Raw genomic sequence first — 14550 nt, 5'->3', positions numbered from 1 at the left:
CTTTTATGTTATGCAAAGTAATGAAGAAGAACATAATCGCTGCAAATTTTAAAATGAATAAAACAAACAAAGATATAGAAGACTATTTCGATATCTTTGCTAGAAATATAAATAAATTAAAAAACAAAAATTCTTTCGACGATGCGGAAATAATTTTTGCCCCGCCTTTTACCGCGCTTTGCGAAACTTATAGAATAATTAAGCCGTTAGGTGATTTTATAAAACTTTCTTCCCAAAATATTTATTACGAAAAAAACGGAGCATATACCGGCGAAATTTCGTTGGATATGATTAAGAGCTGCGGCTGTGTTTATGCTATAATCGGACATTCGGAAAGGCGCAATATTTTTAATGAAAGCGATGAACTGATAGCTAAAAAAATAAGCGCGGTTTATAATAATAAGGGGATAACCCCGATATTATGCGTCGGGGAAAATTTGGAAATCAGAAATAAAAACGAACACGAAAATTTTGTTAAAAACCAGCTGAATATAGCATTAAATTCAATAAAGGGCAAAAAGACTTCCTCGTTAATAATTGCTTACGAGCCGATTTGGGCCATAGGGACGGGGATTCCTATAAAACCTGACGACGGCGAGGAAATGCACAGGTTTATTTATGATTATGTTAACGCAAATTTTTTGATAGGCGAGCTAAGGATTATATACGGCGGAAGCGTCACGGAATCGAATATAAAAGAGCTTATCGCCAAAAAGCATATCGACGGGGCGCTGGTAGGCGGGGCAAGTTTAGACCCTTTGATTTTTTTTAATATATGTGAACTTTCGGTCGTTTGACAATTTTTTAAAGGGGGTATAAAATCATACTATAAATTGAGTTTTTGTCATTCTAAAAAGTGCCAAGGGAATCATGCGAGATTCATGAGCTGTACCCGCAGCCGTAAGAGGATAAACGCTTTTAAAATTATAGCCACTGGAGGCAGTTATCCGGGAAGGCTTTAAAAGTTACATTCCTCAAGCCGGAAGACCTACTTTTAGAATTTATTAAATTAAATTAATCGAATTTGGCGGGAGGTCCAAAATGTTAAGAAATCTTTTAAGCAACAATTCTTTCAAATCGAAAATTGTTTTGATGTATTCCTTTCTCATACTATTTATAATAGCATGCTGGGGAGTTCTTTTAGTATTATCTTATAATAATCCGGCATTTCTGGCTTTAGGTTCTCTTGCTTTTCTATTAGGGTTAAAGCATGCCATGGATGCCGACCATATTGCCGCGATCGATAATGTTACTAGAAAATTTGTAAACGACGGTAGAAAACAGATAGGAACAGGGCTTTTCTTTTCGATGGGACATTCGACCGTAGTTCTGGGAATGGCGGTGGGACTCGTGTTTTCCGCTTCGTTTGTGTCCAGAAATATAAATTGGCTGGGGCATATAGGGGGAGTTATAGGCACCGGTGTTTCTGCCGCTTTTTTATATATTATCGCCGTAATGAATATCGCGGTTTTGATAAGCATCGTAAGGGCTTATAACGATATAACGGCAAAAAAGAAATCCGGCAGGGATATCGATGACGAAATAGCAAAATTGGGGTTTATGAACAGGTATTTTAAAAGGTTTTATAACTCGATAAAGTCAAGCTACCAGATGTATCCGATAGGGGTTCTATTCGGGTTTGGTTTTGATACCGCTACCGAAATTTTGCTTTTAGGCATAACCGTTTCGGCGGTATTAAACGGCAAATCCTTTTTGGTTGTGTTAATTTTACCTTTTCTATTTGCTTCGGGGATGATGCTCTTAGATTCGACCGATGGAGTGGTTATGCTTTTTGCTTATAAATGGGCATTTGTAAATCCGCTTAGAAAGATTCGGTATAACATCTCCATCACGAGTTTATCGATTTTTCTCGCCTTGATAATCGGAACAATCGAATGGCTTCAGGTGGCGGCTTTAGAATTGGGATATAAAAAAGGAATATGGGAAGCGGTTGCGAAATTAAGTTTTTCCGAAATCGGCGCGATTATTGCTATATTATTCGTCATATTTTGGGGAGGGTTTATTTTTGCATATAAGGTTAAGGCTAAAGCCGGTTCGCTGAGGGATATTTACTCCGAATAATGCAACAATATTTAGACTTTAAATTACCATATAATTATAACTGTTAAAAAGGAGGGTAATGAGTGAAATATGTTATTCAGGCAGCGAACGGGACGATAATGCCTGGTCTTTTGATGAATGTCATTAAAAACCTTAGCGCGATAGCCGAAACGGAAGAAATAAATGTCGTAATCTTCGGTCCCGCCGTTGTCGCGCTTCTTCATCACGCGCAGCTTAAGGAACAATTGAGGGCAGCGCTTACTAATAAAACCAATATTTATGTCTGCCGCAATGCTATGAACATGTTCGATTTAAAAGACGGGGATATTCCCGATTACGCAAAAATAGTTCCCGCGGGCGTGGAAAAAATTGCAAAGCTTACGAAAGAAGGGTGCGTTTATATAGCTCTTTAATTTAATCCGCAATGGGAGTATAAAAAAGTGCGAACATTACGATTATATCGTTAAGAATGAATATTAAATGGCTTATACGCGGGTTGGCATATGTTTGCCAGCCCTCTTTTTTTAAATTGAAAATTTATCGAGGTACCGGTTGGTTTTAAAATGAGCAGTCTTGTGCAGCCCCCCAAGGGGACGAGGGATTTTTTGCCCGAAGAGATGATATTGAGAAGAAGGGTTATGGAAACCATAAGGGATTGTTTTGCCCTTTACGGGTTTGTCGAGATAGATTCGCCCGTTTTTGAATATTTCGAGCTTCTTTCAAGGAAATGCGGAGAGGAAATCGAAAAGGAGATATACACCTTCGAGGATAAAGCCAAAAGAAAATTAGGCCTAAGGTTCGAATTTACCTCGCCGTTAGGAAGGTATTACGCGACAAACAGGGAAAAACTTACTAAACCGTTTAAAAGATATACAATCGGCAAAGTATATAGATATGAAAACCCTCAGACAGGAAGATACAGGGAGTTTTATCAGGCGGATGCCGATATAATAGGCTCTTATTCCATGAATGTGGAGCTTGAACTATTGGACTTGGCGATATTTACGCTTACAAAATTAGAAATGGGCAGTTACGAAATTATTTTAAACAACAGAAAACTCCTTGACGGAATTATTAATGCCGCCGGAATCGGCGAAGGCAAAAAAGACGCGGCGCTCAGGGCGCTGGACAAAACCGCAAAAATCGGAGAGGACGGAGTAATAAAAGAGTTTAAAGAAAACGGGATTAACGAAGAAAATTACAGGTCTTTTATGGAATTTATCAAATTTGATAAAGATTTAGCCGATATGGAAAAATTATCGATATTAAACAAAAGACTCAATAAATCCGTTAAAGATGAGTTAGCTAAGAATCAAGCTATAGAAGGAGACAAAGAGCTTTTGTCTATATTAGAAAACGCAGGCGCTATCGGTTTAGACTTTATAAAATACGACCCTCTTTTAGTCAGGGGGCTGGGTTATTATACGGGACCTATTTTTGAAATAAAATCTAAGGATTTAAGTATCGGAAGTTTTGCGGCCGGCGGAAGATACGATAATTTGGTAGAGCTCTATGGCGCCCGTCCGGAAGGAGCCTGCGGAATATCTTTCGGCGTAGAAAGAATTATAGATATTATAATGCAAAGAGATGAAAAAGCTCTTCAATTCCTGCATTCGCCCGTTAAATTATATATCGTTTATTTAAGCGAAAATGAAAGGTTATATGCTTACAAAGCTGCTAAAACCCTTCGTTTAAAGGGGATAAGCGTGGAATTATCCGTTTCGGTTTCTCCAAATATTTCGAAAGAGATTAAATATGCGGATAAGAAAAAGATAGAATATGTGGCTATAATAGGCGAAAAAGAGGCCGATGAAAAGAAATTAACCGTAAAAAATATAAAAACGAGAGAAGAAAAGCTTATAACCTTAGAAAAGTTGATTGAATTGTTAAACAACAATTATATATAAATATCCTATCAAAATGTCCGAATATATAAAAACGGTTTTTTTAGATATCGGCAGCGTATTGCTCACCAACGGCTGGGATAGAAAATCAAGAAAACTCGCCTCGGCTAAATTTAATTTAGATTATGAAGATTTTGAAGCAAGGCATGAAGATTTATTTGCTCTGTACGAAGAAGGAAAAATTTCTTTGGATTATTATCTCGATAAAACTCTATTTTACAAAGAGCGTCCTTTTTCCAGAAATGAATTTAAAGCCTTTATGTTTGACCAGTCCCAACCTTATCCGCAAATGATTGATTTATTTGCCGGCCTTAAAGAAAAATATAAATTTAAACTGGTTTCAATCAACAATGAGGGTCTTGAACTGTCGGTTTACAGGATAAAGAAATTTTCGCTCGATCCATTATTTGATTTTTTCGTCACATCATGTTTTGTCCACATAAGGAAACCCGATGAAAACATTTTTAAGCTCGCATTAAATTTATCTTATGCAAAACCGGACGAATCTATTTTTATAGACGATAGAAGTTTTAATGTGGAAACTGCCGCCAATCTTGGAATTAATGCTTTTAGACACACAGATTACGAATCTACAAAAGGAAAACTCTCCCTGTTTGGATTTATTTAATCCCCTAAAAAATAAAAATGAATATATTCGGAAATAAAAAAGCAAGGCAAACGGTAATTAAGTCGGAAATTAAGATAAATAATCTGGATGTAACGGTTTTAAAAAAAAATATAAAAAATTTGCATTTAAATGTTCTTCCCCCGGACGGAAAAGTAAGGGTATCCGCCCCTAAAAGGTTTAATGATGACAACATCCGGCTTTTCGTTATATCGAAATTGCCGTGGATTAGAAAGCATATCGAGCGTTTTCAATTACAGCCGAGAGAAACTCCGAGGGAATATGTTACAGGAGAAAGCCATTATTTTAAAGGCGCAAGATATTTGCTAAACGTTATCGAATATGACGGAAAGCTAAAAATAGAAACAAGAAATACGAAATATATCGATTTTTATGTAAAAAAGAATATGAGCCGCGAGCAGAAGGAGAGAATATTTTTACGCTGGTACAAGAAAGAATTAGAGAAAGAGCTTTCGGATATTTTCATAGAATGGCAGAATATTATGGGGGTCGGGATAAAAGAGTGGAGAATCAAAAAGATGAAGACAAAGTGGGGCACCTGCAACATTAAAGCCAAAAGAATATGGATAAATTTGGAACTTATTAAAAAACCTGCTTATTGCATCGAATACATAGTAGTCCATGAACTGGCGCATTTGCTGGAAAAGAATCATAATAAAAGATTTTACGGATATATGGATAAATTTATGCCCCAATGGAAAAATTATAAAAAAGAATTAAACGGATCTGCATTAAGACATTACGAAAATATATAAAATAATAAAGAGTTATCTGCTAAATCGGGATTAGGGACACCCCCGGAATTGCCGGTAGAAATGGTTAAAATGGTCTCAAAGTTATATGAACACTGGATTCCCGCCTGCGCGGGAATGACACCCGTCGGGTGAAAAGTTTAATCCTCTCAAAGTCATTCCTGCGCAGGCGGGAATCCAGAAAAATAATTTTCTATCGGCAATTTTGGGACACCATAGCCGATTGACTTTTTTAAAATAATGGTTTAAAATTAATCATCGACCGTTGTTTGTAAAAAGTTAATTGCCGTTCCGTTTCGTTCAAATTCTTTAATACAAACTGCTTCCGCTAATATATTTTGTCTTTGCTGTTAAATAAAAAACATAGCTGCAAGTCTATAAATTTTATGAAAAAATTTAAAAAAGTATTAATAGCCAATAGAGGCGAAATTGCCTCAAGGGTGATTAGGGCGTGCAAGGAGCTCGGCATTAAAACCGTTGCTATTCATTCCGAAGCCGACAGTCAGGCTTTGCATGTAAAAAAGGCTGATGAGGCATACCTTGTGGGGCCAGGTCCGATATCGGGCTATCTCAATATCAACAGAATCGTGGATTTAGCTATTAACACGGGAGCCGATGCTATACATCCGGGGTACGGGTTTTTATCCGAAAATCCTAAATTTCCGGAGGTTTGCGAGAAAAGAGGAGTTATATTTATCGGACCGTCTTCCAAGACTATTGCTATGATGGGGGATAAGATAGAATCCAAAAAACTGATGAGGTCTGTCGGCGTACCAGTTGTTGAGGGCTCTGAGGGCGCCGTAGGGTCGGAAGAAGAAGCAATCGCTATCGCGAATAAAATAGGCTATCCCGTCATGATAAAAGCATCTGCCGGCGGCGGCGGCAAGGGTATAAGGATTTGCTTTAACAATGACGAATTGATCAAAAATTTTTCCTTATCCCGCTCCGAGGCTGAAAAGGCATTTGGAAACCCTGAAGTATTTATCGAGAAATATATTGAAAAGCCCCATCATATCGAGTTTCAAATACTTGCGGATAATTACGGAAATATTATACACCTCGGAGAAAGGGACTGCTCTATTCAAAGACGGCACCAAAAACTTATCGAAATAGCGCCTTCTCTTATATTAAATGATGATACGCGCGCAAAAATGGGCGAGTCTTCGATAAAAGCGGCGCGTGCCTGCAATTATCGCAATGCAGGGACAATCGAATATATCGTCGATAAAAACGGCAATTACTATTTTATGGAGATGAATACCCGAATACAGGTTGAGCATACCGTCACGGAGATTGTGACAGGCGTCGATATTGTCGGGGAGCAGATTCAGATAGCCATGGGCAAGGAGCTTGACATTAAGCAGGAAGATGTTTCGATGAGGGGATATGCCATAGAGTGCCGCATAAATGCCGAAAACCCCAGAAAAGATTTTGTTCCAAGCACAGGTAAAATTACCGCCTATTATTCGCCGGGGGGAATTGGGGTTAGAATAGACGGCGCCGTTTATAAAGACTATGTCATTCAGCCGTTTTACGATTCTATGATTGCAAAGCTTACCGTCAGCGGAAGAACATGGGAAGAAACGGTCAGAAGGGCGCAAAGGGCGCTGGACGAATATGTCATAAAAGGCATTAGAACCACAATCCCTTTTCAGCTTAAAATAGTACAGGATGAAGACTTTATAAAGGGCAATTTTGATACCCATTTTATCGATGAAAGGCTGTATTTAAGAGATTATAAATTGCAAAAGGACCCGTTTGATAAGATACTTGCAATATCTGCGGCTATATCCGCTTATTACGGAATTTAGTAAAAGCTTAAAATTGCGCCGGATTTGGTCAATTTTTATTTTTTTAAAGCAATTCAATCATTATAGGTACGTATATGGAAGAAAAGAGCTATATCAGAAAAATCGGCGTTATGGAAACCGTTTTAAGGGATGCCCATCAATCCCTTTTGGCCACCAGAATGACCACCCCCGATATACTTGGGATAGCCCATATTCTTGATAACATCGGGTTTTGGTCTTTAGAGGTATGGGGAGGAGCGACATTCGATTCCTGTTTGAGGTTTTTAAAAGAAGACCCGTGGGAAAGACTTAAAAAAATAAGGAAGGCTTATAAAAATTCGCGCTTGCAGATGCTCTTAAGGGGGCAAAATTTAGTGGGATACAGGCATTATGCCGATGATGTCGTCGAAAAGTTCGTATCCTTAAGCGCCGACAACGGAATAGATGTTTTCAGGATATTTGATTCTTTAAATGATTTCAGAAATATTAAAAAAGCGGTAGAAATTGCAAAAAAGAAAAAAAAGATAGTCGAGGCTACGATTTGTTACACTACAAGCCCTGTTCACACGAACGAACTTTTTGCTCAAATGGCTGTGGAGCTTGAAGAAATGGGCGCCGACACTATTTGCATAAAAGACATGGCGGGGCTTCTTTCCCCGACCAATGCCTATAATCTTGTGTCGATGATAAGAAAAAAGGTTAATCTCCCCATCCATGTCCATTCCCATTCTACAAGCGGTTTCGCATCTATGTCTTTGTTAAAAGCTATTGAAGCGGGAGCCGATATTATCGATACGGCCATTTCTTCGATGTCGTGCGGAACTTCGCACCCGCCTACCGAGTCGATGGTTTTTACGCTATCGGAGATGGGTTACGATATTGATCTGGATCTGGAAAAATTAAAAGAAGTTGCGGATTACTTCAGGAAGATTAGAAAAAAATACGGTTCTTTTGAAAGCGAATATACGAATATTAATGCGGATATTATCGTAACGCAGGTGCCCGGAGGCATGATGTCGAACCTGGCAAGCCAGCTTAAAGAGCAAAATGCGCTGGATAAGATGGAAGAGGTTTTATATGAAGTACCGCAGGTTCGCGAGGATTTCGGTTTTCCCCCCCTTGTAACGCCTACCTCCCAGATTGTGGGAACGCAGGCCGCTCTTAATGTGATTACCGGCGAAAAGTATAAAGTAGTAACGAGCGAAACGAAAAATTACTTAAAGGGCTATTACGGCAAACCGCCTGCGCCTATCAATAAAGAAGTTCAAAAAAGCGTGCTTGGAGGAGAGGAGATAATTACCGCAAGACCGGCAGATTTAATTGAACCGGAACTTTCTAAGGATTATGAAGAAATTAAAGAATACGGCTTATCTCCTGAGGATTTACTCACTTATGTTTTGTTTTCAAAGATTGCCGTTGAATTTTTTAAGGATAGAAAAGAGGGCAAACTGCCCGATTATTCTAAAATTGAAAGCGCGGGTTTGGCCTTAGGCCCCGAACAACGAACGAGTGTTTCAAAAGAGTCTTTGCCGCAATGCCCCGAAACAGAAGGCGGGCTTGCCCCAAGCGAGTTCAATGTTACCGTTCACGGCGAAAGTTATAAGATTAAGATTGCGGGCGTTGGACATAAATCGGATCAAAAAAGACCTTTTTTCTTAAATGTCGATGGGGTATTAGAAGAAGTTGTCATCGAATCGCTTACGGAAATTGTTCCGAGCGCCGGCGGGGAAATCGTCGGCGAAAGTATTGCCAGGTCAAAAAGACCGTCCCCTAAAAGGGAAGGCGATGTTTATGCCCCGATGCCAGGGAGGATTACAAAGGTTATGGTTAAAGAAGGCGGCGCCGTAAGGGCAGGCGATACCGTTTTAATCGTCGAAGCAATGAAGATGGAAAATGAAATACATACTCCGATTGACGGCATAGTTAAAGAAATATATGTAAAAGAAGGAGACAATGCCAACCCCGACGAAACCTTAATTTATGTCGAGGCTTGCAATACATAATAAATACTCAAAATTGCCGGGCGGGGCATATAATATAATACCCTAATCCAGAAAATAAAATCCTAAATCTGGATTTGGGTAATGTCATGTAATTTTGTGATATAATTAGAATGGATGTCTTGATACTATCAACAAGGATGTGCCGATAATTTATTTTCTATAAAGAAGGTGAACGGCTTGATTAGAAAACCTGCTGCAATAGGTTATTTTTATCCCGAAGGATTAAGCAATATCAAAAGTTTGCTTGCCTCTTTTAATATCGTCCCGCCAAAAGAAAAAATAGATGCGTTTGGCATAATATCTCCCCACGCCGGCTATGTTTACTCCGGAAAGACCGCGTATTCGGGATACTCCGAAATTAATATAAAAAATAATATAATTATTATCGGCCCAAACCATACAGGGTTAGGCGCCGATTATTCGATAATGAATAGCGGGGAATACGGATTTAAAGATTTTAGCGTCCACGTTAATGCGGGGTTAGCCAATGCTATAATAAACGAGAAAGACAGCCCCTTTATTTCGGATGAGCTTGCCCAACTAAAGGAACATTCCGTCGAGGTTCAGATTCCTTTGTTATATAATGTTAAAAAGGATTTTACGATTGTTCCGATTGTTGTTTCTTTTATAAGATACGATGATGTGTTGCGCGCTTCCAGAACAATCTTTAACGCTTTAAAAAAGTTGAATCTGCTTAACGATGTTTTGATAGTCGCAAGCTCGGATATGACTCATTACGAATCTGCGGATGCGGCTAAAACTAAAGATAATATTGCCATTAAGGAGATTTTAGATTTAAACCCTAATGGTTTATATAATAAAGTGAGAGAGCATGAAATTTCTATGTGCGGTTTTATTCCTGCATCCATAATGCTTAATGTAGCCAAAATGGCAGGGCGGACGCATGCAAAACTTGTCGATTATACAAATTCGGGGGAAGTTACGGGCGATTACGCGAGCGTCGTCGGATATTCATCCATTGTCGTGTATTAATAATGTATAATGTAAGCCATTACTGCTTCACTTTCGCACTTCGTGCTCATAAAGTTCTTTCAGAACTTTCCCGCTGAAGCGGATTTGGACGGGGAATTTGTTTAATGTTTAAATTTTACAGTTAAAGTATAAATGAAAGATATTAAAGTCAAGACGAGATTTGCCCCAAGCCCGACAGGATATTTGCATATAGGCGGCGCGAGGACAGCCCTGTTTAACTATGCTTACGCTAAACACTTCGGCGGAAAATTTGTTTTAAGAATCGAAGATACGGACTTTGAACGCTCTACAAAAGAGTTTGAAGCCGATATATTGGACAGCCTTAAATGGCTTTCCATTGTTTCGGACGAGGATGCCGTTTATCAATCCCAAAGGCAGGGCATATACAAAGGTTATGCGGACAGGCTTTTAAAGGATGGTAAGGCTTATTACTGTTTTTGTTCCAAAGAACTTTTGGATGAAGACAGAAGCAGGCTTATGACCGAAGGCAAAAAGCCCATGTATGTAGGGCGGTGCCTTAATCTAAAACCTGACGAAATAGATTTGTCGAAACCCCATGTGATAAGATTTAAAGTCGAAAGAGGACAGGGGCTGACCACCGGTTTTAAAGATTTAATAAGAAACCAGTTTATAAGTTTTAATAATAATGAAATAGACGATTTTGTCCTTGTCCGCGAAGACGGGATTCCAACCTATAACTTTGCCGTCGTTATCGATGACGCGCTTATGGAAATAACACACATAATCAGAGGGGACGACCATGTCAGCAATACCCCGAAACAGATAATGCTGTACGGCGCGCTCGGCTTTAAAGCGCCGGAGTTTGCCCATGTATCGATGATACTTGGGCAGGACGGAAAAAGGTTATCCAAAAGGCATGGGGCGACCTCCGTTAATCAGTATAAAAAAGAAGGGTTTTTGCCCGAAGCCCTGGTTAATTATTTAATCAGGCTTGGGTGGTCGCACGGAAACGATGAAATATTCACGATGGATGAAATAATAAGATATTTTGATTTAAAAAATATAAGCAAGTCCGCCGCAATATTTAATACCGAAAAACTTTTATGGTTAAATTCCCATTATATTAAATCCAAAGACCCGTTTAATATTATAAATCTGCTGAACGATATAAGGGATGTTTCGGAAAAGCCTATAGCAGCCGACATTCAAACCGTTTCGCTGATAGATTCCCTTAAGTCCAGAGTTAAGACGCTTGTAGAGTTTAAGGCTAAATTAAATTTTTTTATAAGCGAAGAGCCGGGATACAAAACAGAGCTTTTAACCGAATTTAATTTTAACGAAGGGGATTTATTCTTTCTGAAGGAGTTTAAAGCGTTTATCGCCGGTTTGCCCGATATAATATTTAATTATAAAGAAGGCGGTTTAAGCGACAAAGCCGGAATCCTTAATTTTATAAAAAACTCCGTAGAAAGGGTAAAGCAGGAGTTTAATAATTTTTTATCCAAAAATAATTGGACTATGAAAGAAAAAGCCATGATTATAAGATTAGCTTTAACCGGCGAAAAGGTCAGTCCGCCGATATTCGAGATTATATTCGCGCTTGGGAAAATTAGATGCGTCAAAAGGATTAGCGAATTTTATGAATTTATTAATCATGCAAAGCCTGCAAGGGCATAGCGGGTTCCGATTTATGAATTAAATTTGCGTTTTATTCTTGCAATAGTTAATATTAAACTGTATAAGTAATAATATGGCTTTGCAAATATGCGGTATAGATGAAGCGGGGAGGGGATGTTTAGCCGGTCCCGTCGTATCGGCCGCAATAATCATCGATAAAAATAAAATTCCATCGGGCGCCAAAGATTCTAAGCAATTGACGGAAGGAAAGAGAAAAGAATTTTACGCGGATATTTTGGCAAACGCCGCGTCTTATTCGGTCGGTGTTGCATCCAATATCGAAATAGACGAGATGAATATCCTGAACGCGGCAATGTTATCTATGGAAAGGGCGTTTTACGGATTAACCGTTAAGCCGGATATCGTTATTATAGACGGTCCAGTCATTCCAAAAAATTTATTAAAAGTTGACGGCTTAAAAGTTATTCCGGTTATCAAGGCGGATGAAAGGATTAAAATAGTTTCTTGCGCCTCCATTATTGCTAAGGTTTTTAGGGACGAATTAATGATTTCTTTAGATAATAAGTACCCTGAATACGGCTTCAAAAACCATAAGGGTTATGCCACCAAAGAGCATAAAAAAAATTTATCGAAATACGGTTTCAGCGAAATGCACAGAAAAACATTTAAATTTTAAAATTTTTAGATATTTTAGATATTATACTCTCATATATGTACAGTAAAAATAAGAACAAGTCTTTAAATAAGGCTAAAGGAGATGCGGGGGAAAAAATTGCGGCCGAGTTTTTAGAAAAAATCGGTTATAAAATTATAAAAACCAATTTCAGGAGCGGGCATAAGGAAATAGATATTATTGCCGAAAGCGAAAACGGGGTTTTAAATTTTATCGAGGTTAAATCGCGGTTTGAAAATAGATTCGGGAAACCTGTCGAGGCGTTTGATAACAATAAAAAGAATAAGATAATTGGAATTTCCCTGTTTTTTATGAGCAAATTTAATATCGGCAAAAAATCTGTAAATTACGGCTTGATTTCGATTGAGTTTATAGAACGGGGTTCGGTGAAACTGATATACTTTGAAAATGCGTGCGATTAATATACTGCTTGCGCAGGTAAATCCTCATGTAGGGGATTTAAAGAAAAACATAGAAAAGCACCTTAAGTTCATTGAAACGGCAAAGGAAGAGGGGGCGGAGTTTGTTATTTTTCCGGAGCTTTCTTTAACCGGCTATTTTTTAAAGGACAGCATTTACGATGTAGGCGTAAATTTAAACGGCGAAGAGGCATTTATATTCGAACCGCTTTATAAAGCAAGTTTAGATTCGGGTATATCCGTTATCGCCGGATTTGTAGAAAAAGACGACAGCTATAATTTTTATAACTCGTCTTTTTGTATTTCAAAGGGCAAAATCATAAATGTTCACAGAAAGGTTTATCTTCCTACTTACGGAATGTTCGAAGAATTAAGATATTTTAAACCGGGAGGCGGGTTTAATATTTTCGATATGGCAGGCGTTAAGGCTTCCATTTTAACCTGCGAAGACGCATGGCATCTTTCCTCGTCTTATATAGCGGTTAATAAAGGAGCGGAGATTATCGTTGTCAATTCGGCATCTCCCGCAAGAGGAATTGCCGAAGGGCTTGATAAATTCAGTTCCATAAATATGTGGGAAGAATTGCTTTCCGTCATCGCCTTTTATTACAGGAGTTATGTAATATATGTCAACAGGGTAGGATTTGAGGACGGGATAGGTTTTTCGGGCGGCTCCTGTATATTCGGACCTACGGGCGAAATGGACGCACGCATAGATTATCTTGAAGAAGGATACTTAAAGGTTGAGATAAATTTAGATCTTTTAAATAATGAAAGATTTAAAACCCCTCTCATAAGAGACGAAAATTTAAATTTAACATTAAAAGAGCTTGAGGGTATTATAAATTCTAAATAATTTATATGAAAAAAGACCTTCCAAAAATAGATGGGCATAATTTTCCTATCATTTTTAAGCATCTTACCTATTTTATAAAGGATGAGGTTTTAAAAACGGGGATAAATAAGGTTGTATTGGGGCTTTCGGGCGGCATCGATTCTGCCGCAGCCTGCTATCTTGCTTCCAGCGCCCTTGGGAAAAGCAATGTTACCGCCTTGCTTATGCCATACAAAAGCAGCGCTAAGTCAAGTTTGGGAGATGCCATGAAGGTGGTTGAGGCGCTTGGTATTCCTTATTATATAATCGATATTACAAAACAGATAGACGATTATTTTCAGGCAGAAAAAGACGGCACCCGGGTTAATGATATTAAAGTTAGAATGGGAAATAAAATGTCAAGGGAAAGGATGTCCATTTTATATGACTATTCGTATAAACTTAAGTCTTTGGTTCTTGGAACAAGCAATAAATCGGAGCTTCTATTAGGTTACGGCACAATTTACGGGGATATGGCATCAGCTTTAAATCCTATCGGGGATATTTATAAGACCCAGATATATCAGCTTGCCAAACTGCTGGATATTCCGGACAGCATAATGACAAAACCGCCTTCGGCAGATTTATGGCTGGGGCAGTCGGATGAATCGGAGTTAGGTTTTACTTATGAAGCAGCCGACAGCATAATGTATCTTTTGATAGATAAAATGTATAAACCCGAGGTAATCGTTTCCCTCGGTTATAATTCAGGGCTTGTGGACGCCGTTTATAATAGAATAAAAAAATCGCAGTATAAAAGGCGTATGCCTTTAATAGTTAAAGTTTCCGAACGCACGATAAATATAGACTTTAGGTATTTAAGGGACTGGTCGTAA

General features: G+C 38.5%; 14 protein-coding genes and 1 riboswitch. All 14 genes read left to right on the top strand.

Annotated features, from left to right (window positions below):
• The first annotated feature begins 20 nt into the window (after positions 1-20).
• The 14 genes from EVJ47_03025 to EVJ47_02960 all read left to right on the top strand — a co-directional run bounded on the left by EVJ47_03025 (position 21) and on the right by EVJ47_02960 (position 14550).
• Positions 21-797, top strand: coding sequence for a triose-phosphate isomerase (locus tag EVJ47_03025; protein RZD15257.1), 777 nt, complete (start codon positions 21-23; stop codon positions 795-797).
• Positions 798-818: 21 nt separating this feature from the next.
• Positions 819-1011: riboswitch (cobalamin riboswitch) on the top strand.
• Positions 1012-1041: 30 nt separating this feature from the next.
• Positions 1042-2082: a HoxN/HupN/NixA family nickel/cobalt transporter gene (locus EVJ47_03020; GenBank protein ID RZD15256.1), complete on the top strand. Its 1041-nt coding sequence runs from the start codon at positions 1042-1044 to the stop codon at positions 2080-2082.
• 62 nt (positions 2083-2144) lie between these two features.
• Positions 2145-2474, top strand: coding sequence for a hypothetical protein (locus EVJ47_03015; protein RZD15255.1), 330 nt, complete (start codon positions 2145-2147; stop codon positions 2472-2474).
• A 150-nt stretch (positions 2475-2624) separates the two neighbouring features.
• Entirely contained in the window at positions 2625-3968 is a 1344-nt protein-coding gene (gene hisS / locus EVJ47_03010) for a histidine--tRNA ligase (protein ID RZD15254.1), read from the top strand.
• 13 nt (positions 3969-3981) lie between these two features.
• Positions 3982-4593 carry an HAD family phosphatase gene (locus EVJ47_03005; GenBank protein RZD15253.1) on the top strand — a complete coding sequence of 204 codons (612 nt, stop codon included), beginning with the start codon at positions 3982-3984 and terminating at the stop codon, positions 4591-4593.
• A 17-nt stretch (positions 4594-4610) separates the two neighbouring features.
• Positions 4611-5366 carry a M48 family peptidase gene (locus EVJ47_03000; GenBank protein ID RZD15252.1) on the top strand — a complete coding sequence of 252 codons (756 nt, stop codon included), beginning with the start codon at positions 4611-4613 and terminating at the stop codon, positions 5364-5366.
• A gap of 383 nt (positions 5367-5749) precedes the next feature.
• The gene (gene accC, locus EVJ47_02995) at positions 5750-7174 is read left to right on the top strand and encodes an acetyl-CoA carboxylase biotin carboxylase subunit (GenBank protein RZD15251.1); all 1425 of its coding nucleotides are present in this window, start codon (positions 5750-5752) and stop codon (positions 7172-7174) included.
• Between the two features lie 74 nt (positions 7175-7248).
• Positions 7249-9156 (top strand): oxaloacetate decarboxylase subunit alpha, encoded by a 1908-nt coding sequence (oadA, locus tag EVJ47_02990; protein RZD15250.1) that lies wholly within the window; start codon positions 7249-7251, stop codon positions 9154-9156.
• Positions 9157-9315: 159 nt separating this feature from the next.
• Positions 9316-10149, top strand: coding sequence for an AmmeMemoRadiSam system protein B (gene amrB, locus EVJ47_02985; protein RZD15249.1), 834 nt, complete (start codon positions 9316-9318; stop codon positions 10147-10149).
• A 132-nt stretch (positions 10150-10281) separates the two neighbouring features.
• Positions 10282-11787 carry a glutamate--tRNA ligase gene (gltX, locus tag EVJ47_02980; GenBank protein ID RZD15248.1) on the top strand — a complete coding sequence of 502 codons (1506 nt, stop codon included), beginning with the start codon at positions 10282-10284 and terminating at the stop codon, positions 11785-11787.
• Between the two features lie 73 nt (positions 11788-11860).
• Entirely contained in the window at positions 11861-12424 is a 564-nt protein-coding gene (locus tag EVJ47_02975; GenBank protein ID RZD15247.1) for a ribonuclease HII, read from the top strand.
• Between the two features lie 35 nt (positions 12425-12459).
• Positions 12460-12843 carry a hypothetical protein gene (locus EVJ47_02970; protein ID RZD15246.1) on the top strand — a complete coding sequence of 128 codons (384 nt, stop codon included), beginning with the start codon at positions 12460-12462 and terminating at the stop codon, positions 12841-12843.
• Positions 12830-13696 (top strand): hypothetical protein, encoded by an 867-nt coding sequence (locus EVJ47_02965; protein RZD15245.1) that lies wholly within the window; start codon positions 12830-12832, stop codon positions 13694-13696. The genes EVJ47_02970 and EVJ47_02965 overlap by 14 nt, the downstream gene beginning before the upstream one ends.
• Before the next feature lie 5 nt (positions 13697-13701).
• Positions 13702-14550 (top strand): NAD+ synthase, encoded by an 849-nt coding sequence (locus EVJ47_02960; GenBank protein RZD15244.1) that lies wholly within the window; start codon positions 13702-13704, stop codon positions 14548-14550.

This window comes from Candidatus Acidulodesulfobacterium ferriphilum (assembly GCA_004195035.1).
Classification (GTDB): domain Bacteria; phylum SZUA-79; class SZUA-79; order Acidulodesulfobacterales; family Acidulodesulfobacteraceae; genus Acidulodesulfobacterium; species Acidulodesulfobacterium ferriphilum.
The sequence above is the reverse complement of the archived record's forward strand: the minus strand, read 5'-3'. Positions and strand labels throughout refer to the sequence as shown.

Coding starts and splice junctions, on each gene's coding strand:
- EVJ47_03025 (RZD15257.1), top strand. CDS start 21: ATGAAGAAGAACATAATCGCTGCAAATTTTAAAATGAATAAAACAAAC.
- EVJ47_03020 (RZD15256.1), top strand. CDS start 1,042: ATGTTAAGAAATCTTTTAAGCAACAATTCTTTCAAATCGAAAATTGTT.
- hisS (RZD15254.1), top strand. CDS start 2,625: ATGAGCAGTCTTGTGCAGCCCCCCAAGGGGACGAGGGATTTTTTGCCC.
- EVJ47_03005 (RZD15253.1), top strand. CDS start 3,982: ATGTCCGAATATATAAAAACGGTTTTTTTAGATATCGGCAGCGTATTG.
- EVJ47_03000 (RZD15252.1), top strand. CDS start 4,611: ATGAATATATTCGGAAATAAAAAAGCAAGGCAAACGGTAATTAAGTCG.
- accC (RZD15251.1), top strand. CDS start 5,750: ATGAAAAAATTTAAAAAAGTATTAATAGCCAATAGAGGCGAAATTGCC.
- oadA (RZD15250.1), top strand. CDS start 7,249: ATGGAAGAAAAGAGCTATATCAGAAAAATCGGCGTTATGGAAACCGTT.
- gltX (RZD15248.1), top strand. CDS start 10,282: ATGAAAGATATTAAAGTCAAGACGAGATTTGCCCCAAGCCCGACAGGA.
- EVJ47_02975 (RZD15247.1), top strand. CDS start 11,861: ATGGCTTTGCAAATATGCGGTATAGATGAAGCGGGGAGGGGATGTTTA.
- EVJ47_02970 (RZD15246.1), top strand. CDS start 12,460: ATGTACAGTAAAAATAAGAACAAGTCTTTAAATAAGGCTAAAGGAGAT.
- EVJ47_02965 (RZD15245.1), top strand. CDS start 12,830: ATGCGTGCGATTAATATACTGCTTGCGCAGGTAAATCCTCATGTAGGG.
- EVJ47_02960 (RZD15244.1), top strand. CDS start 13,702: ATGAAAAAAGACCTTCCAAAAATAGATGGGCATAATTTTCCTATCATT.